21 protein-coding genes are annotated in these 22,731 nt (G+C 69.3%); 11 read left to right on the top strand and 10 right to left on the bottom strand.

What is annotated here, in order from left to right; all coding sequences use genetic code 11:
- The first annotated feature begins 114 nt into the window (after window positions 1-114).
- Window positions 115-498, top strand: coding sequence for a c-type cytochrome (locus NUG21_RS09445; protein ID WP_048490255.1), 384 nt, complete (start codon window positions 115-117; stop codon window positions 496-498).
- 7 nt (window positions 499-505) lie between these two features.
- Entirely contained in the window at window positions 506-967 is a 462-nt protein-coding gene (locus NUG21_RS09440) for a c-type cytochrome (protein WP_160947829.1), read from the top strand.
- 444 nt (window positions 968-1,411) lie between these two features.
- On the opposite strand, the gene NUG21_RS09435 is transcribed toward NUG21_RS09440, so the two are convergent.
- Together NUG21_RS09435 and NUG21_RS09430 are read right to left on the bottom strand one after the other, a co-directional pair.
- A complete protein-coding gene (locus NUG21_RS09435) occupies window positions 1,412-3,130 on the bottom strand; it encodes a transmembrane repetitive protein (RefSeq protein ID WP_263392902.1) in 1,719 nt (572 codons plus the stop codon).
- 13 nt (window positions 3,131-3,143) lie between these two features.
- On the bottom strand, window positions 3,144-3,740 hold the full coding sequence (locus NUG21_RS09430; protein WP_019800223.1) for an NfuA family Fe-S biogenesis protein: 597 nt from the start codon (window positions 3,738-3,740) through the stop codon (window positions 3,144-3,146).
- 86 nt (window positions 3,741-3,826) lie between these two features.
- On the opposite strand from NUG21_RS09430, the gene NUG21_RS09425 reads away from it, so the two are divergent.
- The 4 genes from NUG21_RS09425 to NUG21_RS09410 all read left to right on the top strand — a co-directional run bounded on the left by NUG21_RS09425 (window position 3,827) and on the right by NUG21_RS09410 (window position 7,484).
- Window positions 3,827-4,168: a 4a-hydroxytetrahydrobiopterin dehydratase gene (locus NUG21_RS09425; RefSeq protein ID WP_019798438.1), complete on the top strand. Its 342-nt coding sequence runs from the start codon at window positions 3,827-3,829 to the stop codon at window positions 4,166-4,168.
- A 5-nt stretch (window positions 4,169-4,173) separates the two neighbouring features.
- Window positions 4,174-4,611, top strand: a complete 438-nt coding sequence (locus tag NUG21_RS09420; protein ID WP_263392901.1) for an energy transducer TonB — start codon at window positions 4,174-4,176, stop codon at window positions 4,609-4,611.
- 106 nt (window positions 4,612-4,717) lie between these two features.
- A complete protein-coding gene (gene zupT, locus NUG21_RS09415) occupies window positions 4,718-5,539 on the top strand; it encodes a zinc transporter ZupT (RefSeq protein WP_019798069.1) in 822 nt (273 codons plus the stop codon).
- A 127-nt stretch (window positions 5,540-5,666) separates the two neighbouring features.
- Complete coding sequence (locus NUG21_RS09410) at window positions 5,667-7,484, top strand: DUF3300 domain-containing protein (RefSeq protein WP_263392900.1); 1,818 nt, start codon at window positions 5,667-5,669, stop codon at window positions 7,482-7,484.
- A 43-nt stretch (window positions 7,485-7,527) separates the two neighbouring features.
- Here NUG21_RS09410 and NUG21_RS09405 read toward each other — a convergent pair whose 3' ends face one another.
- Complete coding sequence (locus tag NUG21_RS09405; RefSeq protein ID WP_160947833.1) at window positions 7,528-8,517, bottom strand: RluA family pseudouridine synthase; 990 nt, start codon at window positions 8,515-8,517, stop codon at window positions 7,528-7,530.
- Between the two features lie 394 nt (window positions 8,518-8,911).
- On the opposite strand from NUG21_RS09405, the gene NUG21_RS09400 reads away from it, so the two are divergent.
- On the top strand, window positions 8,912-12,460 hold the full coding sequence (locus tag NUG21_RS09400; RefSeq protein ID WP_263392899.1) for an Rne/Rng family ribonuclease: 3,549 nt from the start codon (window positions 8,912-8,914) through the stop codon (window positions 12,458-12,460).
- Window positions 12,461-13,087: 627 nt separating this feature from the next.
- Here NUG21_RS09400 and NUG21_RS09395 read toward each other — a convergent pair.
- Window positions 13,088-13,735, bottom strand: coding sequence for a response regulator (locus NUG21_RS09395; protein WP_160947835.1), 648 nt, complete (start codon window positions 13,733-13,735; stop codon window positions 13,088-13,090).
- A gap of 459 nt (window positions 13,736-14,194) precedes the next feature.
- Here NUG21_RS09395 and NUG21_RS09390 point away from each other — a divergent pair, with 459 nt between their 5' ends.
- Window positions 14,195-14,656 carry a GNAT family N-acetyltransferase gene (locus tag NUG21_RS09390; protein WP_263393061.1) on the top strand — a complete coding sequence of 154 codons (462 nt, stop codon included), beginning with the start codon at window positions 14,195-14,197 and terminating at the stop codon, window positions 14,654-14,656.
- A gap of 28 nt (window positions 14,657-14,684) precedes the next feature.
- Here the strand turns inward: NUG21_RS09390 and NUG21_RS09385 are convergent, their stop codons facing one another.
- Window positions 14,685-15,872 carry a DUF2252 family protein gene (locus tag NUG21_RS09385; protein ID WP_263392898.1) on the bottom strand — a complete coding sequence of 396 codons (1,188 nt, stop codon included), beginning with the start codon at window positions 15,870-15,872 and terminating at the stop codon, window positions 14,685-14,687.
- 318 nt (window positions 15,873-16,190) lie between these two features.
- Between NUG21_RS09385 and NUG21_RS09380 the strand changes: the two genes are divergently transcribed.
- From NUG21_RS09380 to NUG21_RS09370, 3 genes are all read left to right on the top strand, one after another.
- Window positions 16,191-16,769 carry a DUF3617 domain-containing protein gene (locus NUG21_RS09380; RefSeq protein WP_263392897.1) on the top strand — a complete coding sequence of 193 codons (579 nt, stop codon included), beginning with the start codon at window positions 16,191-16,193 and terminating at the stop codon, window positions 16,767-16,769.
- Between the two features lie 292 nt (window positions 16,770-17,061).
- On the top strand, window positions 17,062-17,391 hold the full coding sequence (locus NUG21_RS09375; RefSeq protein WP_019797935.1) for a hypothetical protein: 330 nt from the start codon (window positions 17,062-17,064) through the stop codon (window positions 17,389-17,391).
- 29 nt (window positions 17,392-17,420) lie between these two features.
- Complete coding sequence (locus tag NUG21_RS09370) at window positions 17,421-18,170, top strand: BPL-N domain-containing protein (protein WP_263392896.1); 750 nt, start codon at window positions 17,421-17,423, stop codon at window positions 18,168-18,170.
- 56 nt (window positions 18,171-18,226) lie between these two features.
- Here NUG21_RS09370 and NUG21_RS09365 read toward each other — a convergent pair whose 3' ends face one another.
- The 5 genes from NUG21_RS09365 to NUG21_RS09345 all read right to left on the bottom strand — a co-directional run bounded on the left by NUG21_RS09365 (window position 18,227) and on the right by NUG21_RS09345 (window position 22,707).
- On the bottom strand, window positions 18,227-19,534 hold the full coding sequence (locus tag NUG21_RS09365) for a hypothetical protein (protein WP_263392895.1): 1,308 nt from the start codon (window positions 19,532-19,534) through the stop codon (window positions 18,227-18,229).
- Window positions 19,531-20,127, bottom strand: a complete 597-nt coding sequence (locus NUG21_RS09360) for a hypothetical protein (RefSeq protein WP_263392894.1) — start codon at window positions 20,125-20,127, stop codon at window positions 19,531-19,533. The genes NUG21_RS09365 and NUG21_RS09360 overlap by 4 nt, the downstream gene beginning before the upstream one ends.
- Complete coding sequence (locus NUG21_RS09355; protein ID WP_263392893.1) at window positions 20,114-20,689, bottom strand: hypothetical protein; 576 nt, start codon at window positions 20,687-20,689, stop codon at window positions 20,114-20,116. Before NUG21_RS09355 ends, NUG21_RS09360 begins: the two co-directional genes overlap by 14 nt.
- Entirely contained in the window at window positions 20,686-21,285 is a 600-nt protein-coding gene (locus NUG21_RS09350; RefSeq protein ID WP_263392892.1) for a hypothetical protein, read from the bottom strand. Before NUG21_RS09350 ends, NUG21_RS09355 begins: the two co-directional genes overlap by 4 nt.
- A gap of 708 nt (window positions 21,286-21,993) precedes the next feature.
- Window positions 21,994-22,707, bottom strand: a complete 714-nt coding sequence (locus tag NUG21_RS09345; RefSeq protein ID WP_263392891.1) for a DUF2306 domain-containing protein — start codon at window positions 22,705-22,707, stop codon at window positions 21,994-21,996.
- Between the last annotated feature and the right edge of the window lie 24 nt (window positions 22,708-22,731).

Below are 22,731 nucleotides of genomic sequence, written 5' to 3'. Positions count from 1 at the left end.
GTCACGGGTCCGCCGCGGCGGCCAGTTTCGGAGCCGCGAAAGGTGAGGCTATACTCGGGCCGTTCCGTGTTCCCCCACGCCGGAACCCCAATCCGTCCTCCGGACCACGAAACCATGCGCACGCAGCCGCTAGCCGCTTGTTTTGCTCTGGCCGTACTCGTTTCTGTTGGGGCCGCCCCGGCCATGGCGCAGACCGCGCCGGCGCCCGCCGCTCCCGCCGCCGCTGCCGCGGCGCCCGCGCCCATTCAGGGCAATGCCGCCAACGGCCGGGTGCTCACCTACACCTGCCAGGGCTGCCACGGCGTCACCGGCTACAAGAACGCCTACCCCAGCTACCGCATCCCCAAGATCGGCGGGCAGTCGGCGCAGTACCTGACCCAGGCGCTGACCGAATACCGGCTCGGCAAGCGCAAGCACCCGACCATGCAGGCCCAGGCGGAAAGCTTCTCCGACCAGGAGATCGCCGACATCGCCGCTTTCCTGTCCACCCTCAAGTAGGCCTCCCATGCCGAACGCCGCGCACGCCTTGCGTCCCGCCCTCGTCCTGCTTGCCGCCCTGTGCCTGGGGGCCTGTTCGCAATCGCAGGTGGAATCCACCAGCACCTCCGCCGGCGACCCCGGCCACGCCAGCGGCGAGCACGGTTCCGGCTCCTCCGCCGGCCTGCCCGCCGGGCGCATCGAGGCCGGCGACAAACTGGCCCACGCCAAGGGCAAGGCCACCGGGCAGAGCTGCATCGACTGCCACGGCGCCGACGGCAACGCGCCGATCGACCCGACCTACCCCAAGCTCGGCGGCCAATATGGCGACTACCTCGCGCACGCGCTGCAGGCCTACCGCGGCGGCACCCGCACGCATCCGCTGATGAGCCCGCAGGCGGCGCAACTGAGCGACCAGGACATCGCCGACCTGGCCGCCTACTTCGGCTCGCGCAGCAGCCAGTTGCGCGATTTGCACGGCGTCAACTGAGCAGGCGACGTCCGCCGCACCAGGCATGTCGGATGACGTGCGCGGCGGCGCGCACCACGCTGCGCCGAGCAGCGGCGACGGGACCGCGCACAGCGCGCCGCGGATGCGCCGCCGTCGATGCGTGACAAGCTCACCGCCACTTTCGCGTGGTGCGCAAACCGGCGTCGCTCCGACCCTATCCGACGACGTGAGGCACACACGCAGGAGCGGCTTCAGCCGCGACGGGCGTTCCCGGTAAAGCCCGTCGCGGCTGAAGCCGCTCCTACGAGACAGCACGCCATGCGCGGCAGGTCGTTTGGAGCGGCTTTCCGCCGCGACGAGGACTCTCAGGGAACGCCTTGCCGGCTGAGGCCGCCCACTCAGGGCAAGCTGCGTCCGGTTCTCGTGTTCTGAAAGCAGCTGATTTGCAGCGCACTCTTGTCACACCGAGCCCGCACCCGCCGCTCAGCGACTGCCGTTGTCTTCCTGCAGCTCGCGCTTGAACGGCACGTTCGGCGGCGGCCGCGCGCCGGCCGGCTGCTCGTTGAGATTGGGATCGGTGATGCCGCAGCCGCCGCCCACCTGCAGGATCGAGATCACGCAGGAAATGCTGCTGGTGGTGCCGGGAATCGGAATCTTCACCGACTTGATGCCGCGCCGCACCCACTCTTCCAGCAGCGTCGCGTTCGGCAGCCAGTACTTGTCGAACGAGGTCGGCGTGTAGTCGTACGGCGGACGCTTGAGCCACTCGCCGGCCTTTTCGATGCGATCGCGCGTCCAGGTGTCGGTCTCGGCGCCGGGCGCGCTGCGCGCCGGCGCCTGCTCGTTGCCGCGACCATCGGCCAGACGCACGCTGCCGTCGGCATTGAACAAGCCGCCGCCCTTGCTGGCGCCCGCACCGGCATCGCCGGGACGGTTGCGTGCGGCCGCGCCCCAGTCGTCGCCGCGCTGCGGCGTGGCCCAGCCTCCATCGCGGGCGACCGGTGCCGGGCCGCTGCCCGGGCTCGTCGCCTGGCTGCCGGGCGGCGCGGTGCCAGCCGCGGGCGCCGCCGGCTTGGCCGACGCGCTGGCGGCGGCGCCAGCCGAGGCGGCCGGTGCCTGTTGCGGGGTCGGCGCGCTGGCTGGGGCGGGGTCCGGGGTGGCGACCGCGGCGGCCGCCGGCGCCGGCGTGGGCGCGGTCGCCGTGGCGGTGCTCGGCGTCGGCACTTCGATCTGGCGCACCTGCGGCACGTCGGCGCTGCGCAGCACCGGCGTCAGCGCCGGCGTGCGCAGCTGTGGTGCCGGGACCTGCACCTGCGGCAGCGGTGCCGGCACCTCGCGTTCGCGCACCTGCACCTGCGGTGCGGCGGGGCGCGGCACCGCGATGTCGCGCGGACGCAACTGCGCCACGGTCGGCACGTCGGTGACCACCTCGACCTCGCGCACCGGCACCTGCACGTCGGGCGGCACGACCGCGCGCGGTGTGGGCACCGGTACACGTACGCTCGGTGGCGGCGGCAGCACGAAGTCGCGCGTGGGCGTCGGCGTCTCGGTCACCTGCAGCGGCTGCTCCGCCGGTGGCGGTGGTGGCGCACTGGCCGTGGTCGGCGCGGGCGCCGGCACTGCCGGGGTCGGCTCCGCGGCTGGTGCAGGTGCAGCAGCGGCTGGCAGCGTCGGGCGTGGCCGCGCGGACAGGGCGCGCCGCGCACGCGGTGGCGTCGGCGACGTCGCCTCCGTGGACGCGGCCGCCTCGGCCGGCGCACCGCCGCCGCTCTCGGCGGGCGTGCCGCGGCCGACGAATTCCACCTGCACGCGGCCGGCGGCGTCCGCATCGGTGCGCGGCGGCAGCCAGCGCACGAACGCCACCCACAGCAGGAACACCGCGAACAGCAGATGCAGCAGCAGGCTCAGCAGCACGGCGATGCGCCGCCACCAGCGCTGGTCGTACGGCGCCGGATCCCAGTGCTGCCACCAAAGGCGGCGGAACGCCTGCCACAGCGGCAAGGCCGGCAGACGCGTGGTTACCGGCGGCTGCGCCGGCGGCATCGCCGCAATCAGCTCCGGGGCGGCGAACAGCCGCGGCACGGCAGGTTGCGCCGCGATCCAGTGCGCCCATGCGTATGGCAGACCGGTGCGGCGGTCGCGCAGCAGCTTGCGCGGCGTGCGCGCCGACAACACATCGAGGATGTCGGTGGCGCGCGTCACCGGCAGCGGGACGTCAGGCGGCCGAATCGCGCGGAATGTAGGGAGCGCTGCCGCTGTCGTGGTCGGTGGCGTCGCGCACCGCGGTCACTCCCGGCACCCGGCCCATCAGCGTCTTCTCGATGCCCTGCTTCAAGGTCACGTCGGCCATGCCGCAGCCGTGGCAGCCGCCGCCGAAGCGCAGCAGCACCACGCCATCGGCGGACACTTCCTGCACCGCCACGCGGCCGCCGTGCTGGGCCAGTTGCGGATTGACCTCGTTCTCCACCACCCAGCGCACCCGCTCCACCAGCGAGGCCGCTTCGCCCGGTGCTTCGCCCTTGATCTTCGGCGCCTTGATGGTGAGCTGCTGGCCGGTGCCCTGGGTGACGTAGTCGATTTCCGCGCCGTCGAGCCAGGCGACGCTGTCGGCCGCCACGTACAAGGTGAAGCCGGCGCAGTCGATCGCCCACTCGTCGCCGGCCAGGTCCGCCGGCTCGGCGAACTCCAGCCGCGCATCGGCACGCGGGGTGCCGGCATCGACCGCGCTCAGGCGCACGCCCATGCCGGGCACGGCCTCGCGTTCGAGCAACTTGCGGAAATGGGCCTGTGCGTTGTCTGAGATCTGGATCATGCGGGTATTCTAGACCCTTCCACGCCCTGCGCTCATCGCGGGCGGTATGTTGATCGGCCCTGTCCGTTCCACCGCAGAGACTCTCCATGAACGACCTGATCCCGCTCGCCCAGGCCCACTGCTCGCCCTGCAAGGGCAGCGAGTACAAACTGACCCAGGCGCGCCTGGCCGAACTGCTGCCGCAGGTGCCCGGGTGGGAAGTCGTCGAGAACGGCAACGCGATCAGCCGCACCTTCCGCTTCCCCGACTACTACCGCACCCTGGCCTTCGTCAACGCGCTGGCCTGGATCGCGCACCGCGAGGACCACCACCCCGACCTGGGCGTGCACTACGACCGCGTGGTGGTGCGCTATTCCACCCACGACGTCGGTGGCCTCAGCGAAAACGACTTCATCTGCGCCGCCAAGGCCTCCGCCCTTTCGGAATGATCCCGATGATCGCTACCGTCGCCGCCCGTCGTCTGTTCCCCCTGGCCTGCCTGAGCGCCGTGCTGCTCAGCGCCTGCGGCCAATCCCAACAATCGCAGCAACACACCGTGGCCCAGCCGCCGACCGAGGTCGCCGCGGTGAAGACGCCGCCGCCGGACTACCCGATCGACGTGGCCTGCGCCGGACTCGGCGGCACGGTGGTGCTGAAGGTGGTGGTCGGCGTGCAGGGCAAGCCGACCGACGTGAACGTGGTCACCGGCAGCGGCCAGGCCAAGCTGGACGCCTCGGCGCAGCAGGCCGTGCGCGGCTGGACGTTCAAACCCGCCACCCGCAACGGCCAGGCAGTGCCGTGGACCATCCAGGTGCCGGTCAACTTCAATCCGCCGCAGCCGCGCCCGGACCGCTGCTTCGCGCTGGACGCGCAGGCGCACAAGGCCGGCTGAACCTCAAGTCTCCCGCCCCAACCACGGGCGCGCGCGCCGCGCCTTCACGCGACACCCGCACCGCGCCGGGTTTGATCGACGCCTCTTTCCTTGGAGCCGCCGGCGCATGCTGGAGATCCCGCTGCACAATGTCCTGGTCGCGCTCGCCGTGACCCTCGGCGCCGGCCTGGCCACCGGCCTGGGCAGCGTGCTGGTGTTGTTCAGCAGAGGCCCCAATCCGCGCTTGCTCGCCTTCGGCCTGGCGTTCTCCGCCGGCGCGATGGTGTACGTGTCGTTGACCGAGATCCTCGGCAAGTCGATCGCCGCCTTCAGCGAGGCCTTCGATCCACGCCTGGGCCAGGCCTACGCCACCCTGGCGTTCCTGGCCGGCATGGTGCTGATCGTGACCATCGACCGGCTGGTGCCCAATCCGCACGAAAGCCTCAACAGCCGCGATCCGTTGTTCCGCGACGACAACCGCGCCTACGTCAAGCGCGTCGGCCTGCTCACCGCGGTGGCGATCACGGCGCACAATTTCCCGGAAGGCCTGGCCACCTTCTTCGCGACGCTGGAGAGCCCGGCGGTGGGCATGCCGCTGGCCTTCGCCATCGCCGTGCACAACATTCCCGAAGGCATCGCCATCGCCGTGCCGGTGCATTACGCCACCGGCCGCAAGTCCTATGCCTTCGCCGCCAGCCTGCTGTCCGGCCTGGCCGAGCCGATCGGCGCGCTGATCGGCTACGTCGCGCTGGCGCGCTTCCTGTCCGATGCGGTGTTCGGCGCGGTGTTCGGGCTGATCGCCGGGGTGATGGTGTTCCTGGCCCTGGACGAACTGCTGCCGGCGGCCAAGCGTTATGCGCAGGGACACGAGACGGTGTACGGCCTGGTCGCGGGCATGGCCACGCTGGCCTTGAGTCTGGTGCTGTTCCGCCTGTCCGCGCCGGTCTGAGCGCACCCGCCGGCGCCGGCTGAACGCGGGCTCGCTGGCCTGCGCGGCAGCGCCGCGCAGAAAGGTCGCAGACACCAAGGGCGGCGCATGCTGCGGCCACCTTCGCCCCGCTCCGATGAGGTGTCGCATGGATCTCCGCCCCCTGCCCCCGGCCAGGCTGGCCCTGTTCACCGCGCTGAGCGTGGTGGCGCTGGGCGCCTGCCAGCGACAAGACGCGCCCGCTCCCGCAGCACAGGCCGACACCGGCGCCCCCGCTGCGGCGCCCGCGCCTGCCCCCTACGTCCCGCCCACCGCCGACCAGCTGTATCAGTTGGTGGCGCCGATCGCGCTGTTCCCGGACAAGCTGCTGGCGCAGACCCTCGCCGCCTCGGTGTATCCGGACCAGGTGGTGTCCGCGCAGGACTGGCTGCGCAACAACCGCACCCTGTCCGCCACCGACCGCCTGCAGGCGGCCGCGGCGCAGCCCTGGGACCCTAGCGTCAAGGCGCTGACCGCCTTCCCCGACGTGGTCGACCAGTTGGCCGGCAACGGCGACTGGACCCGCGCGCTGGGCGACGCCTATGCCCATGATCCCAACCAGGTGCTGGACGCGGTGCAGGTGATGCGCCAGCGCGCGCAGGCGCAGGGCCACCTGCGCAGCACCCCGCAGCAGCGCGTGCAGGTGGTGCAGCGCACCGTAGTGGAACCGGCGCCGGCCTATGCCGACGCGGTGCCGCCGCCGACCCGCACCATCGTCATCGAGCCGGCGCAGCCGGACGTGGTCTACGTGCCGCGCTACGACCCCGACGTGGTCTACGGCGCTCCGGTCAACGTCTACCGCGAATACCGCTACCGTCCGCCGCGCCCCTACTACGACACCGGCGACCTGGTCACCGCCGGCATCATCTCCTTCGGCGTGGGCGTGCTGGTCGGCGACGCGCTCGAACACCACCACCACAGCGTGTTCGGCTGGCTGGAACCGGCGCCGCCATGGCACAGCTGGGGCTGGAACAACTGGGGGGTGAACTGGAACGCGCCGCCGTCGGCGCCGAACTACGTGGTCTACCGCAACAGCGTGTACGCACCGCGCACCACCATCATCAACAACCACTACGACAACCGCAGCTACGTGCACAACGACTACCGCGGCGCGCCAGCCCCGGCGATGCCGATGAGTGGGCCGGCCGCGCAGCAGGCCTTCGCCGCCGCGCGTGCCCCGGGCGCCGCGCTGGCTGCCGCGGCGATGGGGGCGCGCACTCCGGCGGCCGCGTTCGGGCCGGCCCGCGCCCAGCCGCCGGCGATGCCGCAGACCATGCCGCACTTCACCAGCCAGATGCTGCAGGCCGGCCGCCCGGTGGCGGCGATGGCGCCGCCGGTGCAGCGCCTGCCGGCTCCGGGCACCCCGGCGGCCATGGCCGCCGCGCGCGACCAGCGCCTGCTGCCCGGCTTCGCGCCGCGTGCCCCGGCACCGCAACGCGCCCTGGCGATGGCCCAGCCGAACGCGCCACGCTCGACTCCGTCGATGCCGGTGCCGCAGTTCCACGGCCGGCCGGTGCCGCAGGCACTGTCGCCCACGCCGATGCCGCGCGAGGCCGTCGCCAATCATGGCGGCATGCCGGCGCCGCGCTTCGCCGAACCACCGCGGCACGGCGACCCGGGCATGCAGCCGTCCGGCTTCGCCCGCGAGATGGCCCGCGCGCAGCCGCCGCGCGCGGCGATGCCGGCCGAAGCGCCGCGCGCCCAGGCCTGGCATGCGCCGGCGCCCGAGCGCGAGGCGCGCGCGCCGGAGATGCCGCGCGAGGCGATGCGTGCGCCGATGCCGGAACCGCGCCAGGAGCAGCGCGTGGCCCGGTTCTCTCCGCCGCCGCGCATGCCGGCGCCGCGGCCGGCCGAATCGCACCCGGCACAACGGCCGGCCCCGGCCCACCATGACGGGCACCATGACCACGACCATCACGACAGCTGAACGCAACGCGGGGCGGCCGCATGCCGCTCCCGCCGCGCCGGCCTCAGCCGAGGCGGTTCAGCGCCTCGGCCAGTTCGTCGGCCAGCGGCGCGTTCAATAGATAAGGTGTCTTGCCGTCGTCCAGGGCGAACTCCAGCGAGGCGGCATGCAGGAACAGACGTTTGAGCCCGATCTGCTCGCGCAGGCGCTTGTTGACTGCAGGATCGCCGTACTTGTCGTCGCCAGCGACCGGATGCCCCAGGTGCTGGGCGTGCACGCGGATCTGGTGGGTGCGGCCGGTCTCGATCCGCACCTCGCAGTAGGAATGCCCGCCGCGCCGCTCCAGTACCCGGAAATGGCTCAGCGACGGCTTGCCCGCCGCGTTCACCTGCACGTGGCGCTCGCCGCCCTGGCGCAGGCCGATGTGCAGCGGCGCATCCACGCTCATGGTGCCATCGGGCATGCGCCCGACCAGCAGGGTCAGGTAGCGCTTGCTGATGCCGCGGCCCTGGACCCGATCGTCCTCGCGCATCAGCGCCTGCAGCTCGGTCAGCGCCGAACGCTTCTTGGCCACGATCAGCAGCCCGGAGGTGTCGCGATCGAGCCGGTGCACCAGCTCCAGCGACTGATTGGGACGCAGCGCACGCAGCGTCTCGATGGCGCCGAAACTGATGCCGCTGCCGCCGTGGCTGGCGACCCCGGACGGCTTGTTCAGCGCCAGCAAGCGTGCGTCCTCGTACACGATCGCCGCCTCCAGCCGGGCCATGAACGCATCCGGCGGCGCGCTCTTCTCGCCCTCCTCGGTCAGCCGCACCGGCGGGATGCGCACCTCGTCGCCGGCCTCGAGCTTGCGCTCGGCCTTGGTGCGGCCGCCGTTGACCCGCACCTGGCCGCTGCGCATCAGCTTGTAGATCAGGCTGCGCGGCGCGCCCTTGAGCTGGCCGAGCAGGAAATTGTCTACGCGCTGTCCGGCCCTGTCTTCCGGGACCTTGAGAATGCGCACCGCGCTGGTCGCGACATCGCGCGGCTTCGGAGGGATCGGGGGGGAAGTCATCAGGCAGTTTATTCTGTTACACTCGGGGGGCGAGATAAGGGTTTGATTTCGTTGGAAGTTAGTTGAGGGCCAGAAGCCCGGCTTACGACGATTCCGGCACAGTGCGCGACCACCGCCCCCGGGGCGGCCATGTTAGCGGCTCACCGGCCTGCCCGGCCATCGCCGGATGCCGCAAGCGTCCGCGCTGAACATGCCCCGTGCGGCGCCCAGCCTGGCTGGAGTCGCCGCCGGTCCTGAACCACCTAAAAGCAAGAAGCGCTCCCGCGGCTCGCCGTGGTGTCGTAGCGCTGGAAACCCAAGACGCCCACCCCGCGCCTGCGCGATGGGCGACGAAGCGTGACCAGAAGCGAAACCCCATGGCGTTCCGCGCGGTAGCAGCGCGAGGAACGCAACAATGAAGCGAATGCTGATCAACGCCACGCAGGCAGAAGAACTGCGTGTAGCCATCGTGGACGGCCAGACCCTGTACGACATCGACATCGAGCAGCCGTCCAAGGAACAGAAGAAGTCCAACATCTACAAGGGCCGCATCACCCGGCTCGAACCCTCGCTGGAAGCGGCCTTCGTCGAATACGGCGGCGAGCGCCACGGCTTCCTGCCGCTGAAGGAAATCTCCCGCGATTACTTCCAGGCCGGCGTCGACCACAACAAGGCGACGATCCGCGAACTGCTGCGCGAGGGCCAGGAAGTGGTGGTGCAGGTGGACAAGGAGGAGCGCGGCAACAAGGGCGCGGCCCTGACCACGTTCATCTCCTTGGCCGGCCGCTACATGGTGCTGATGCCGAACTCGCCCAGCGCCGGCGGCGTCTCGCGCCGGATCGAGGGCGAGGACCGCGCCGCGCTGAAGGAAGCGCTGGACAAGCTGAACATCCCCGACGACATGGGCGTGATCATCCGCACCGCCGGCGTCGGCCGCGATGCCGAAGAGCTGCAGTGGGACCTGGACTACCTGCTGCAGGTGTGGAAGTCGATCGCCGAGGCCGCCCTGGCCAAGCCGGCGCCGTTCCTGATCTACCAGGAATCGCGGCTGATCATCCGCGCCCTGCGCGACTACCTGCGTGCCGACATCGGCGAGATCCTGGTCGACACCGAGGAGATGTACGGCGACGCCAAGGAATTCATGCAGCAGGTGATGCCGCAGAGCCTGCGCAAGCTCAAGCACTACACCGACGACATCCCGCTGTTCAACCGCTTCCAGATCGAGTCGCAGATCGAGGCCGCCTACGAGCGCAGCGTGCGCCTGCCCTCCGGCGGCTCGATCGTGGTCGACCAGACCGAGGCGCTGACCGCGGTGGACGTCAACTCCTCGCGCGCCACCAAGGGCAGCGACATCGAGGACACCGCGTTCCAGACCAACCTGGAGGCGGCCGAAGAGGTCGCGCGCCAGTTGCGCCTGCGCGACCTCGGCGGCCTGGTGGTGATCGACTTCATCGACATGGCCTCCAACAAGCACCAGCGCGAAGTCGAGAACCGCCTGCAGAACGCGCTCAAGTACGACCGCGCGCGGGTGCAGATCGGCCGCATCTCGCGCTTCGGCCTGCTGGAGATGAGCCGCCAGCGCCTGCGCCCGTCGCTGGGCGAATCCAGCCAGATCGTCTGCCCGCGCTGCGACGGCCACGGCCGCATGCGCAGCGTCGAGTCGCTGTCGCTGTCGATCATCCGCGTCGCCGAAGAGCATGCGATGAAAGAGAACACCGGGCAGGTGCTGGTGCAGGCGCCGGTGGAGATCGCCAACTACCTGCTCAACGAGAAGCGCCGCGCGCTCAGCGAGATCGAGAAGCGCCACGACGCGCCGATCGTGATCGTCGCCGACGAGCAGCTGCACACCCCGCACTACGAAGTGACCCGCCTGCGCGAGAACGAGTTGGGCGAGGAAAGCACCAAGCCCAGCTACCAGCGCGGCACCCCGCGCAAGCTGCCGGTGCATGCGCTGACCAAGGCGCAGTTGAACATTCCGGCGCCTGCGGTGACCAATGTGAAGCACTCGCAGCCGGCCCCGGTGCGCGAAGTGGTCGAGGAACCGGCCGCCGCGCCGGCACCGGCCCCGGTCGTCGCGCCGACGCCGGTCGCGCCGCCGGCCACCGGCGTGGTCGGCTGGCTGAAGCGCATCTTCGGCGCCGGCGACAGCCCGGCCCCCGCCCCGGCCGCCGCCGAGCCGGCGCAGCGTCAGCGCCCGCAGGACGGCAACCGCAACCGCAACGACCGTGGCGATCGCAGCGACCGCAACGCGCGCCGTGACGGCAACCGCAACGGCGGCCAGGGCGGCAATGCCGCCCGCGGCAACGGCCACAACGGCGGCGGCAACGCACGCCGCGACGAGCGCCGCGCCGGCAACGGCAATGGCGCCGCCGCGCCGGCCGGGCAGCAGAACCCGCAGCCCAAGGCGCCGCGCAACGAGCAGGCCACACAGCAGGCCAAGCCGCAGCAGCCGCAGACGCCCAAGCCGCCGAAGCAGCAGCAGCCGCAGAACCCGCCGCGCCAGCCCAAGCCGCAGCAGGAGCCGGCGCAGGCTGCCGCGCAGGGCGACAAGCCGCCGCGTCAGCCGCGCGCCGAGGAAGCCGTCGCCAAGCAGCAGGCCGCGCCTGTCGCGACCAGCCCGGTGACGCCGGTGCAGGACGCCACCACCCTGGCCGCCGCCGCGGTCGCCGGTGGCGCGATCGCCACGTCCCAGGAGCCGGCAGCGGCCGTCGAGGCCACCGCCGCGCCGGCGCAATCGGCGCCGACCGCCGCAGCGAGCAGCATCGATGAGCGCGAAAGCGCCGCCGAGACCGCCCAGGCCGTGCCTGCCGGCGAAGGCGCCGAGGGCGAGGACGGCACCGGCGATGCCGGCGGCCGCCGCCGCCGCGGTCGTCGTGGTGGCCGCCGCCGCCGCCGTGGCAATGGCGAAGCCGGCGCTGCCGGCGATGCCGCCGGGCTGGACGATGCCGACCTGGATGCCGGCGACAGCGACGGCGAAAGCGCGCAGGCGCCGAGCCGCAGCCAGCCGGAGTTCGACTTCGACGACGACGCTGCCGGCGACGCGCCCGCGTCCAAGCCGCAGCCGCCCGTACAGGAGAAGGAGAAGCGCGAGCCGCAGGAAAAGCGCGAGCCGCGCCGCGAGCGTGCAGCCGCCGCCAGCAGCGCACCGGCACCGGCCGACGACGCAGCCCAGGCCCCCGCGCCGATCGCCGTCGACCCCGTGCCTGCGCCGGCCACCGCACCGATGCAGCCGACCGCGCCGGCCGACGCCGTGATCGCAGCGCCTGCGCCGACCGCGCCGGCCGCTGCCACCCAGGGCGCCAGCGATGCCGCCGTCGCCCACGCCGACACGGTGGTGGCTGCCGCACCTGCGGCACCGGCAGCGGTCGCCGAGACGACGCCGCCAGCGCAGCAGACCGTGGGCACCGAGCGCGCCGCGGCACCGGCCGAACGCGCAACACCGGCCGCCGCACCGGCCGCGCCGCAGCCGCAGGCGGTCACCACTGCCGTCGAGCAACCGACCGCGACCGCCGCCAAGGCCCCGGTCGCGGAGCCGGACGCCGCGGATGCCACGGCCACGGTCGAGGATCCGGCGAGCGTGACCGCGCCGGCGGCAGCCGCAGCCGCGCCGAGCGCAGCACCGGCCGTCACCGCTGCTCCCGTGGAGCCGCGCGCGGAGGAACCGGCACCGGCCAAGCCAGCCTACGCCCCGGTGCAGACCACGATGCTCGACGCCTTCGCCGATGCACCGGCGAAGATCCCGCACGGTGGCGAAGCAGCGGCCGCCGCGCCGACCGAGGCCGCATCGGCCACGCCGGCAAGCAGTGACACCGCAACGTCCGCCGCCACTGCCTCGACGCAGGTCGCGGCTGTCGACGAAGCGGAGAGGAAGGAACGTGCTGCCGCCGCCGCGCCGCAGTCCGCAGCGCATGCGCCGCATGCCGCGGACAAGGCGGACGGCGACGAGCACAAGGATCGCACCTGATCCTCACTCCTCTCGCGACATGAAAAAAGCGGCCTTCGGGCCGCTTTTTTCATGTGGGTGCCCGTGAAGCGCGTCCGTCGCTACGGCGCAAGACGATCGTCTGTACACGCACTCTCTCCGCGCATCCCGTTCGGCGCAGCAGTGGCGGTGGCAGGGGCAGTGGCTCGAAAGCCTCGCCAAAGCGCGCTTTGCCGTGGCTCAACGAGATACGCCATCACCTCGTAGGAGGGGCTTCAGCCGCGACAACCATCACCGGTACGGCTGTCGCGGCTGAAGCCGCTCCTACGAAAACGGGCGGTGGGTGGAGTACGTGTTGCGCGGAAGGCAGGCGACCGAAGTGTCTGGAAGGCACACCAATGCATGCATGTCCGCGTCGCTGGATGGTCCTGCAGTCGTGAATGATGCTGCGCGCACGCGTGTACCACCTCCTTCCCCGTGCTTGCACCACGTAATGCCGCGGCGGCACCCGGTCATTCCGACCGCGGCACGCGCGACTGCTGGGGACGTCGGCGATGCCGGAAGACGCATGGTCGCGGTCGATCCACTGCGAACAGGTCCGCGTTTGCGCAAGCAAAAAGCAAAAGCGGCACGAAGGCCGCTCTTTTACAGATCGGCAGGCGCCTCCGATTACAGCGGGTGCGTTGGATCCAGCAAGCCGTACTGCGTGGCCAGGCGCGCCAGGGCGATGTTGTCCTGGATGCCGACCTTCTCGAACAGTCGCGCCTTGTGCGTGTTGACGGTCTTTGCGCTGAGGCTCAGGCGCTTGGCGATGTCTTCCTGGCGCAGCCCGCGGGTCAGCAGCAGGGCTACCTCCAGTTCGCGCGGGGACAGCGCATCGAACGGCGAACCGCCGCCTTCCAGATTGGCCAGCGCCAGGTTCTGCGCGATGTTGGCGCCGAGGTAGCGCTTGCCCATCGCCACGTCGCGCACCGCGCGCAGCAATTCCTGCGCATCGCCGGCCTTGCCGACGTAACCGGACGCACCGGCTTCCAGCAGCCGCTTGGGCAGCGGGCCGTCTTCCAGCACCGAGACGATGATGACCTTGGTGCCGTGGTCGCCCTTGACGATGCGCTCGGTGACTTCCAGCCCGCTGACGCCGGGCATGTGCAGGTCGCACAGGACGATGTCCGGCTTCAGCTGGCGGATCTGCGGGAGGGCCGTTTCGCCGCTGTCGGCCTCGCCGACGATCTCGATATCCGTTTGATTCGACAGGATCAGCTTCATGCCCGTACGGACAAGAGCGTGATCATCGACCAGAAAAACCCTGATGGCCATCTCGTATAACCCCAACGCAGCGGATACCGCACGATCAGACTATCTGCGTGAATTATTCAGGGCAATACGAATTCGTAGACAAACGACGACGCTTCACGATGTGCTCATCTGCACTTCGCGAAACGTCATGCTGTTGTCATCAAAACCCTGCCGAGCTTACTCAAGGCTCGGCACGCAGGGTCGAGTGACCTGCCTGCGCTTCCTCGGAAGGCGCGCGACGGTCCCTGCGTCAGGCCGAGGCCAGTATGCTGGCGCAGTGGGGAAAACGTTATCAGGACAATCCTGATCTCACGTCAGAATTATCTGACCCTCCCCCTTCCCGCTTCCGGACACTACCCCGCTGCGGATCCCGGACAGGTCCGGCGAAATTTTCCGACACCCGCGTCGGAAATGGCCGATGCGAGCGCCCGCACCCGACGCCACCACGACATGACCGGCCGCCTGCGGCACACTGCTCGGGTGAACACCATCCGTCCGTACGCGGCGCAGGACCACGCCGCCTGCCTGGCGCTGTTCGACAGCAACGTCCCGCAGTTCTTCGACCACAGCGAACGCGCCGCCTTCGCGCGCTTCCTGGAGCGCGACGCCGGCGCCTGGCATTACCTGGTCATCGTCCGCGCGGGCGCGATCGTGGCCTGCGGCGGCCACGCGCTGAACGACGATGGCCGCGTCGCCGGCTTCGGCTGGGGCATGGTCGACCGCCGCCTGCACCGCCAGGGCCTGGGCCGCGTCTTGACCGAAGCGCGGCTCGACGCCTGCCGGCGCAGCGGCGTGGCGCGGATCGAACTGGACACCAGCCAGCACACCCAGGCGTTCTATGCACGCTTCGGCTTCGCCGTCGAACGCGTGGTGGCGAACGGCTACGGTCCGGGGCTGGACCGGTGGGACATGGCGTTGGATCTGGGCTACGCGCGCGACTGAAACGGATCGCGCCTGGCGATGACTGCCGTCAGGCGGCCAGCGCGTAACGACGGCAGTGCTCCAGATAGCCGGCTTCGTGATGACCGGCGAGCGCGACCACGCTCTCCCAGAGCCACGACGGCGTGTCGATGGCCTTGCGCCGGTCCGCATCCAGCAATTGCAGCCACGCGGCACGTGTCCCGGGCTTCATCTGCCGCGCATGCGCCTTGCCGACGACGAAGGCCAGATAGCGCGCCGAGCGCACCGCCTCGACGTGATTGAACTGGTCCACTTCCAGCTTCAGGTCGCGCGGCGACAGTTCGCGGATGAACAGCGAGCGGCCCAACAGATGCACCGGCAGCATCCTGCTGCCCAGGTACGGCGACAGCGCCCGCGCCGCGGCGGCCACGCGTTCGGCATTGTCCGCCGGCATCCGCGCATCCGGCGCCGCCGGCGCGATCGGGGCGACCGCCTCCTTCAGATCGACCAGCGCATACGACCAGTGGCCCTTGCCGGTCTTCAAGGCGACGATCGCCGCGTAGCGCAGCAGGCCGAGCGAACTGCAGCCCTTCATCCAGTACGCGGCATCGACCAGGCGTACCTCGCGGTCCTTGGGTTTGCCCTTCAGCGACAGCACCATCTGCGCCACCGCCGGATCGGCGAACAGCCGTTCCAACGCCTCGCGCTCTTCCGGCGCCAACGCCCAGAACTTCTCGCCCAGCGGGATGCGCGGCTCCACCGCCTGCAGACGCTCCTTGGCCAGGTGGCGCCAGCGCCGGCCGAAGGCTTCGCGGCGGATGCTGCGCACGGTCTCCGGTTCGGCACCGGGGTGATCGCGGGTCGGATCCTCGATGGCGGCGCCGTAGCCGTCGACCATCGCCTCCATCATCCGTGCAGTGGTGACGCCGGGCAGGTCCGAACCGCGGGCCGCGGTGGCCAGCGACAGGCCCAGGCGGATGAGATCGTGCGCGGGATTGCCGATCACGCCCTGGTCGAGGTCGCGGATCTGGATCTCGACACGTCCCTCGCCGTCGGCGACCGGGCCGAGGTTGCCGAGATGGCAGTCGCCGCAGATCCAGATCGCCGGGCCCATCGGCACGCGGCGCGCCGCCGGCGACGCCGCCAGCCATTCGTAGAACCTGGCCGTGTTGCCGCGCACGTAGGCGTGTGCGGAGCGGGCCATCTTCAGGGTGCGCTTGCGTTCGAGGATGACGGGACGTTCGGCGAGGCTGGGCATCGAAGGGCGAACCTGGAGCGGATGGCGTGGAGGTCACGCGCGGCGGCGCCGACGCTAGCAGAGCCGAACGGAATGGTCCGTGCACGACACACACGCATTCGCACTGCGCACCGCTGTCGGCGGGCTCGCGTGCCTGCGCAGTGGCCGAGGGGCTGTCTTGTCCGGCTACGGAGTGAATCTGCCGCGATCGATCCTTCCCCTTCGCGGACGCCTGCTGCATGGTCATGCGCGCACCGGCGGCAGTCCGCGGCGTCGACGTGATCTTAATCACGCCCCCGGCTATGCTCCGCGCACTTCACATAACTTAGGGAGAAGTTCATGCGTCTGACCATGCCGGCAACGCTTGCTGTGTGTGTGCTGCTCGCCGCCTGCAGCAAGGGCGGCGACAAGAACGGCGACAATGTCGCGATGTCCAACGCCTCGGTCGCCGACGTGGCCAAGGTGCAGGCGGCCAAGCTGCAGCCCGGCGAATGGGAGATGCGGATCGAGCAGGTGAGCAGCGAGACCACCGGCGGCTCCGGCAACATGCCGCAGATGCCGAAGGTGCCGCCGAGCACCACCAAGGTGTGCCTGACCGCCGAGCAGATCAACAATCCGTCGAGCATTTTCGGCAGCGCCTCGCCGATGCAGAAGAACTGCGTGTACGACACCTTCAACATGAAGGACGGCAAGATCGACGCGAAGATGCATTGCGCGATGGGCGACATCAAGATCGAAGGCACCAGCACCGGCACCTTCAGCGCCACCGAGATGGCGTCGGAATCGCACTCCACGGTCAGCGGGCTGCCCGGCGGCATGTCGATGAAGACGCACATGAAGCTGGACGGCAAGCGCCTGGGCGAGTGCCAACCGGGCGACGTCAAGGCGGGCGATACCAAGGCGCCGGCTGCCGGCTGAGCGCGCCTGTCCTGATGGCGACGCCCGGCGTCGCTTCCGGGGACATCCCAGTCCTGTTCTGTTCCAAGCGCCGCGACGAGACCCGTCGCGGCGTTTTTCATGTGCGCGCGTCGGCGCTTGCCGCGGCGCGATCCACCCTCTGAACAGTTGCCTGCGCAGCGAGGCACTGGCCTGTTCAGGCCTGGTTGCGGGCCGATCGGCTGAATGTACGTCGCCCAGGCCAGTCTCCAGCGACAGCCGTGCCGCTCTTTGCGTCCGTGCCGTGCCTACCCACAACGAACAGGAGACACCCATGCGCAACACCCTTCTGGCCACGATCATCGCGCTGGCGGCAGTACCCGCCCTGGCGAGCGCACGCGCGCCGGCGCCCGACTGTCACGCGGTGATGCTCGCCACGGTGAAGGACGACATGCAGAACACCTGGAACAAGGGCCAGACCTTGCCGGTGGACATCGCGCGCGACACGCCGTCGGGCGGCGCGTTCTGCACGCATGGCGGCAGCTGCCTGCCGCGCAAGGTGGCCGGCAAGGAAGCGGTTCGCCTCACCGATTGCAAGATCGGGCCGTCGATCGGCGACGGCGACTACCGCCTGGTCGCATTGCCGCGTTCGCACAAACACTGAATCTCCGACTTGCGCCAGGAGCGCCGACCATGAAACTTCCATTGCGACTGGCGGCGCTGTGCTGCCTCGCGTTCGCGTGCGTGTCCGCGGCGAACGCGCAACCCACGATCCGTGTCGCGGTCTATCGTGGCGCAGCCGGCTGCGACGATTGCTCCGAAACAGCCAAAGACGCGATCGAGGCACTGAGTCCGCAGTACAAGGTCGACATCATCGGCCCGAAGGAGGCGCAAGACGTCACGCCCGCCACCCTGCGCGGCTATGCGGTCTATGTGCAACCGGGCGGCGGGCAGGACATTCCGGCCGCGCTGCAGGCGATGGGCGAGCGCCGAATCGCCGCCATCCGCGACTTCGTCGCGCGGGGCGGCGGCTATCTGGGCCTGTGCATGGGCGCCTATCTTGCCGATGACACCAACATGGGCCTGATCGACGACGATCTCGATGGCGAGGTCGGCCGGCCCGGCTTCCCCGTCACCACCATCGATGAGGAGGCCGTCGCGGTGCGCTGGAAGGGCCGCCCCGACAGCGTGTTCTTCCAGGACGGCCCCTACTTCCCGAAGAGCAACCAGGGTGGCTTCCGTGCGCTCGCCACCTACGCCAATGGCGATGTGGCCGCGGCGCGATACAGCTTCGGCCGCGGCACCGTCGTGCTCAGCGGTCCGCATCCCGAGGCGGACCGGAGCTGGTTCGAACAGGCCGAGATCCCGCTGGACAGGATGCCCAGGACGCCGGTCCTGCAGGCGCTGTTCGACGAGTTCGCCACGCAGTCGTCGCGGCCCTGATTCTATCGCCGGCTGACGCGCCCCCCGCCCGATGCCGACGGCTCGGGCGGCGCGGACTACTTCAACGCCCGCCAGCTTCGACCGGCCCGGAAGGCGCGCTCCAGCGTCGCCGCGAGCAGGCAGATCTTCAGCGTCTGCGGCAGGATGCCGTCGCCGGGATCGCTGGGCGTGCCCAGCACCACCGACAGCTGATTGGCGATCGCCTGCCACACCACCTGCGGATGCGGGCCGATCAGGCGGGTCAGGCCCATCCAGGCCCAGGCCGAGGCCCAGTCCAGGGCGCGATACAGCACGATCAGCGTCACCAGCGCCGCCAGCCCGGTGGCGCCGGCCAGTTGCACGCTGTTGGCCGCAGCGCGATAGCGCGAGGCGGTGCCCGCCCAGAAATGGCCGATGAAGTCGCGTAGCCAGGTCGGCAATTTCCGCCACAGTCCGAGCGTGCCGTCGACCTTGCGCGACCACCCGGCCGGCGCGTTCAATTCGACGTTGTGCACGTCGTAGCGGTAGATCAGCGCGGCCAAGGCCAGCCAGACCACCGGCAACAACGCAGAAAAGAAGATCGCCACCAGCGTGTCCGCCACACCCGGCGGCGCCTGCTCCACCGCGCCCGGCAGCGCGGCATGCGCGACGCCGATGGGATGGCTGATGCCCTGCCACAGTTGCTGGCCGAGATCGGCGATGCGCAGATGCGCCAGCCAGCGGAACAGCCCACCCTTCCATTCGGTGAGCACGTACATGCCGACGAAGGTCCAACCGGCTTCGCACAGCACGATCAACATGCTCCACATCGGATGCGCGCTGCGCTGCTTCTGCTGTTTCGCCGCGCGCCGGATCAGCCACAACAAGGCGACCGAGGCGACCAGCCACCAGCCGCCGGACACATCGAACAGCAACCCGCTGTACACGGGATCGAACGGGTTGTACTGGCCCAGGCCCTCACGCGCATAGGCGCGGATCGTGTCGCCGAGGAACCCCCAGGCCGCGTAATAGGCGAAGAACGGCACCAGTGCTTGGGAGACGACAACCGATAGACGCCGCCAGCGCGGCGCGACCGCCTCGCGCCCTTGCTCTGGAGGTTCGGTGGTTGCCGCCTGCGACGCGCCGGCGATCGCCGGCAAAGCCGGGCGCAGCGTCTCGAACATCAGCACGATGACCACCAACTTGAACAGCACCACCAACGTCAGCGACAACAGCCCTGCCAGGCGGTTGTGATAACCCAGCCACACCGCGCCCTGCACCAGCACCTCGTTGAGCAGCGCCCCGGCCAGCGCCAGCGCCAGCAACTGCGGCAGGTAGCGAAACCAGAGGCGGCCACTGTCGCGAACCAGGGCGAGCGCGCCGAGGTTTGCAGAAATCGCGTTCATCGCACCTCCTGCGGCGCAAAGCGCAGATAGGCAGGGCGCCCTTCGCGCGTGCTCAGCGTCACCCGCAGGGTCGGCGGCAGCGGACGCGGCACCAAGTAGTAGGCGTCGATCGCGACGGCATTTGCCGGTTTGACATCGGACACGGCCAGGCTGTCACAGCGGGTACCTTTCGGCTCGCCCGGTTTGGCCAGCGCACGTTGCAACAGATCCGGCACCGTGTCGATGGACGCCCAGGAACGGCCAGTCGCGTCGACGAGGTCGACCCTGCAGTCGAGCCATCGGCTGCCGGCATGCGGATCGCGCGGTTCGATGAACAATCGCGCGCGCATAAATGTCCGATCCGTCGGTAACCCGGCCTCGAACGGCAGCACGTCGAGGGCACCGAGTCGCACCCCGGCTCCGATGTACTCCGCACGTTGCCCTGGCGCGACTTCGACCGGCCGCAGTTGACGCACGTGGAGGATCTCGCTCATGTCGCGCCAGCCGGTTGCCACGACCGTGCATGGCACCAGCACCGCCAACGCGGCGATCGCCAGCCGGCGCGTGCGCCGCTCGGCGAGGCCCTGGGCGAGGTCGGCGTCAGAGCTTGGCATGCAGCGCATCCAGGTCGAGCAGATCTATCGACGAACCAACAGAGAGCGCCGGATAGTGCACCTGCGCCTCGGCGCTCAGGCGCGGCTCGCCTTGTTCGGACAGCAGCAGCGTGCCGCCGCCGGCCGCAAGCGCGGTCGGCAGTTCGAACACCAGCAGATCCTTGCGTTCCAGGCCGGGCTGAAGCGTCTTGGTCGACGACAGCACCGCGACACCCTCTTCCGCACGGCCGCTTGCGCGATAGCGGCGGCCGTCAGCACTCACCCAGGTTCGACCGTAGAGATGGCCGGTCGTACGCTCTACGCGCGATCGCACCGGAATCACCAGCCACACGCCGCCGCTGGTGCGCACTCGCGGCTTACCGACGGTGTTGAAGCGAATGGCCCGGGCAAGCCGCGCGGGACCTGCGGCGACGACGAGATTGTCTGCATGCACCCACTCTCCCGGCTTGCCGCAGAACGCGATCGGACCGGTAATGCGGTCGTAGCGAGGGATGGTCCAACGCATTCCCGCCAGGGCGACGACGCCGACCGCAACGATGAGCACTGCCCTCAGGCGCTTCACAACGCACCTGCTGACGCGTCGGACGATGCCGCAACAAGCCGCAGATCAATAAACCCCGCCGGATGCGGATCGGTCCAGATCGGCTGCGCGTAAAGATTGTCGAACGGCTTGAAGGTGTTTGCAGTGACATCAAAGCGCAGGCGCGCCGCCGTGCGTTCTGCAGCCGGATACGTCCAGACCAAGGCGATCTTTTCCGGCAAGCCGGGCTGCAACTCGATGGTCATTTCGCGGTCGCGCACGAGATAGGCCGTCGGCAGCGGATCGATGCCCTTGATCGGTGTGGTCAGCTTGACCGCCCGCAGAAACGAACTGCTCGTGCGCGCGGTCCGATTGGTCGCCTGCAGCTCGAGCACGATCGCCTTGCGCCCAAACCTGGCAATGACGTCGCCATTCGGAAGGCGGTCGCTCAGGCTGACGCGATCGAACCGCAACGACCACTCTCCCGCGGCGATGGGTTGCCCCACCGGCAGACTCGGGGGGATAGGCTTTTCCTTCGCCTCGAACAGACCGATGCCCCACCCTGCCACGATGGCAGCAAGGCCACCGATCCCGGCCATCATCCGCGTCCGCCATTGCCCTAGGGAAAGTTTGCTCACCAAAGCAAGCACCATTCTGGAAGCTCGGCGCGACGGTAGCACCGGGCTGCAAAAAAATGCAACCTGCAACTGAATGGAAGCCAATTAATAATTCTATCTACAGATGCCGTTCGGCACCACCGTTCATGGCGCTCCCGGGCCAGCAACAAGTCATCATCGAGCCCTTCCAGGACCCACGTCATGACGATCGTGCCGCATCCATTCAACAACGTGCTTCAGGGCCCGCCTGGGCAGACCATAAAGTCACTACCGAATCTGCCGCGACCACTCCCATTGCATACCTTCGACAGATGAGCGCATCGAATCCACGCTCCTTTCGCCACGACATCTCTACTTTTTGCTGACCAAGAGATTTTCAGCCATCTTGCTGCGCCACTTTTCATCCCAAAATGGCACATTTAAAACGACATGAAAACCAGGGCCGCGACCTCACAACCTGCTCAATACTTACTGAAAAAATCACTACCTTGTGGATCGTGATCGATTATCACACTGGAAGCGATCTGAAAAATAGATCAATCGCGTTTCGCCGAATAAAGATTTAACCGACACCCATCAGAACAAGCAGCCTCTCGGACGTACCCTACAAAAATGCGCATAACCTAGCGTCGAACTACGCACGCATGCATTCAATGCATGGAGACGCCAGCGTCATGCGTCACCAACGAGCCGTCGATTACCAATTGACCGACGCCTCGAATCGGATGCCTATTCTGACCGCTTGAAATCGGGACCAACGTCGTCTCGCTCGAGGACCGACGGTGAAGCTTTAATCAGCCACTCGGCGGCCAGAAGGTTCGGTAGCCAGCATAACCAGGCAATCGCCCGATAGGCCAGGACAAATTCGATGCCCAGGATAAACGTCGAGACAGGCAGGTAAAGACGCAGCGTCACCGCAGACAGGGTCAAGGCGAAAGAGCGCATCATCCAGTGCCGATGCTCAGCCAGCCGACCTGTCAGGACCTTGCGTAACGCGATAGCCGTTGTCGCCATCCATGCGATTCCAAGCGCACCAAACCCTGCGCCAGCGACAGGGCCGGTGGAGATGCCGGCGGCAAGAAACAGCGCGGAGACGCCCCCGACCATGCAGCCCGCGACATAGACGCGTCCGGTCGCCCGATGCCACCCCGGGTGACGCAGACGAAGACGGCGAACGAACTGGAATGGCCCGCAAAGCAGCGCCGTCGCGGCGCTGGTCGCGTGCACGATCAACCATGGATGCACATGCCGGTTGGCTGCGACCCCAGGCGGCACGGGACCTCGGTCGAACAGATAGCGATAAGACACCAGGGCCACCGCGCCGCTCAACACAGCGAGCACGCCCCATGCGTAGCTCGACCGTCTGGATTTCACTGTCGTGCTTGCCTGCGACCGATACGCCGAATTCATCATGCTGCTTCTCAAGGAGAAAAATGCGGCCATCGGCCGGACTTCAAGCCGCGGCGG

This window comes from Xanthomonas sp. CFBP 8445 (genome assembly GCF_025666235.1).
Lineage (GTDB): Bacteria > Pseudomonadota > Gammaproteobacteria > Xanthomonadales > Xanthomonadaceae > Xanthomonas_A > Xanthomonas_A indica.
Note: the sequence above shows the minus strand (reverse complement) of the source record. Positions and strands in the feature narration are given on the sequence as shown.

What these genes read in the sequence shown, in the direction of transcription:
- NUG21_RS09420 (WP_263392901.1), top strand. Translation starts at nt 4,174, where the DNA reads ATGATCGCTACCGTCGCCGCCCGTCGTCTGTTCCCCCTGGCCTGCCTG.
- NUG21_RS09445 (WP_048490255.1), top strand. Translation starts at nt 115, where the DNA reads ATGCGCACGCAGCCGCTAGCCGCTTGTTTTGCTCTGGCCGTACTCGTT.
- NUG21_RS09410 (WP_263392900.1), top strand. Translation starts at nt 5,667, where the DNA reads ATGGATCTCCGCCCCCTGCCCCCGGCCAGGCTGGCCCTGTTCACCGCG.
- NUG21_RS09345 (WP_263392891.1), bottom strand. Translation starts at nt 22,707, where the DNA reads ATGGCCGCATTTTTCTCCTTGAGAAGCAGCATGATGAATTCGGCGTAT.
- NUG21_RS09440 (WP_160947829.1), top strand. Translation starts at nt 506, where the DNA reads ATGCCGAACGCCGCGCACGCCTTGCGTCCCGCCCTCGTCCTGCTTGCC.
- NUG21_RS09395 (WP_160947835.1), bottom strand. Translation starts at nt 13,735, where the DNA reads ATGGCCATCAGGGTTTTTCTGGTCGATGATCACGCTCTTGTCCGTACG.
- NUG21_RS09360 (WP_263392894.1), bottom strand. Translation starts at nt 20,127, where the DNA reads ATGCCAAGCTCTGACGCCGACCTCGCCCAGGGCCTCGCCGAGCGGCGC.
- NUG21_RS09400 (WP_263392899.1), top strand. Translation starts at nt 8,912, where the DNA reads ATGAAGCGAATGCTGATCAACGCCACGCAGGCAGAAGAACTGCGTGTA.
- NUG21_RS09430 (WP_019800223.1), bottom strand. Translation starts at nt 3,740, where the DNA reads ATGATCCAGATCTCAGACAACGCACAGGCCCATTTCCGCAAGTTGCTC.
- NUG21_RS09385 (WP_263392898.1), bottom strand. Translation starts at nt 15,872, where the DNA reads ATGCCCAGCCTCGCCGAACGTCCCGTCATCCTCGAACGCAAGCGCACC.
- NUG21_RS09370 (WP_263392896.1), top strand. Translation starts at nt 17,421, where the DNA reads ATGAAACTTCCATTGCGACTGGCGGCGCTGTGCTGCCTCGCGTTCGCG.
- zupT (WP_019798069.1), top strand. Translation starts at nt 4,718, where the DNA reads ATGCTGGAGATCCCGCTGCACAATGTCCTGGTCGCGCTCGCCGTGACC.
- NUG21_RS09365 (WP_263392895.1), bottom strand. Translation starts at nt 19,534, where the DNA reads ATGAACGCGATTTCTGCAAACCTCGGCGCGCTCGCCCTGGTTCGCGAC.
- NUG21_RS09380 (WP_263392897.1), top strand. Translation starts at nt 16,191, where the DNA reads ATGCGTCTGACCATGCCGGCAACGCTTGCTGTGTGTGTGCTGCTCGCC.
- NUG21_RS09425 (WP_019798438.1), top strand. Translation starts at nt 3,827, where the DNA reads ATGAACGACCTGATCCCGCTCGCCCAGGCCCACTGCTCGCCCTGCAAG.
- NUG21_RS09405 (WP_160947833.1), bottom strand. Translation starts at nt 8,517, where the DNA reads ATGACTTCCCCCCCGATCCCTCCGAAGCCGCGCGATGTCGCGACCAGC.
- NUG21_RS09375 (WP_019797935.1), top strand. Translation starts at nt 17,062, where the DNA reads ATGCGCAACACCCTTCTGGCCACGATCATCGCGCTGGCGGCAGTACCC.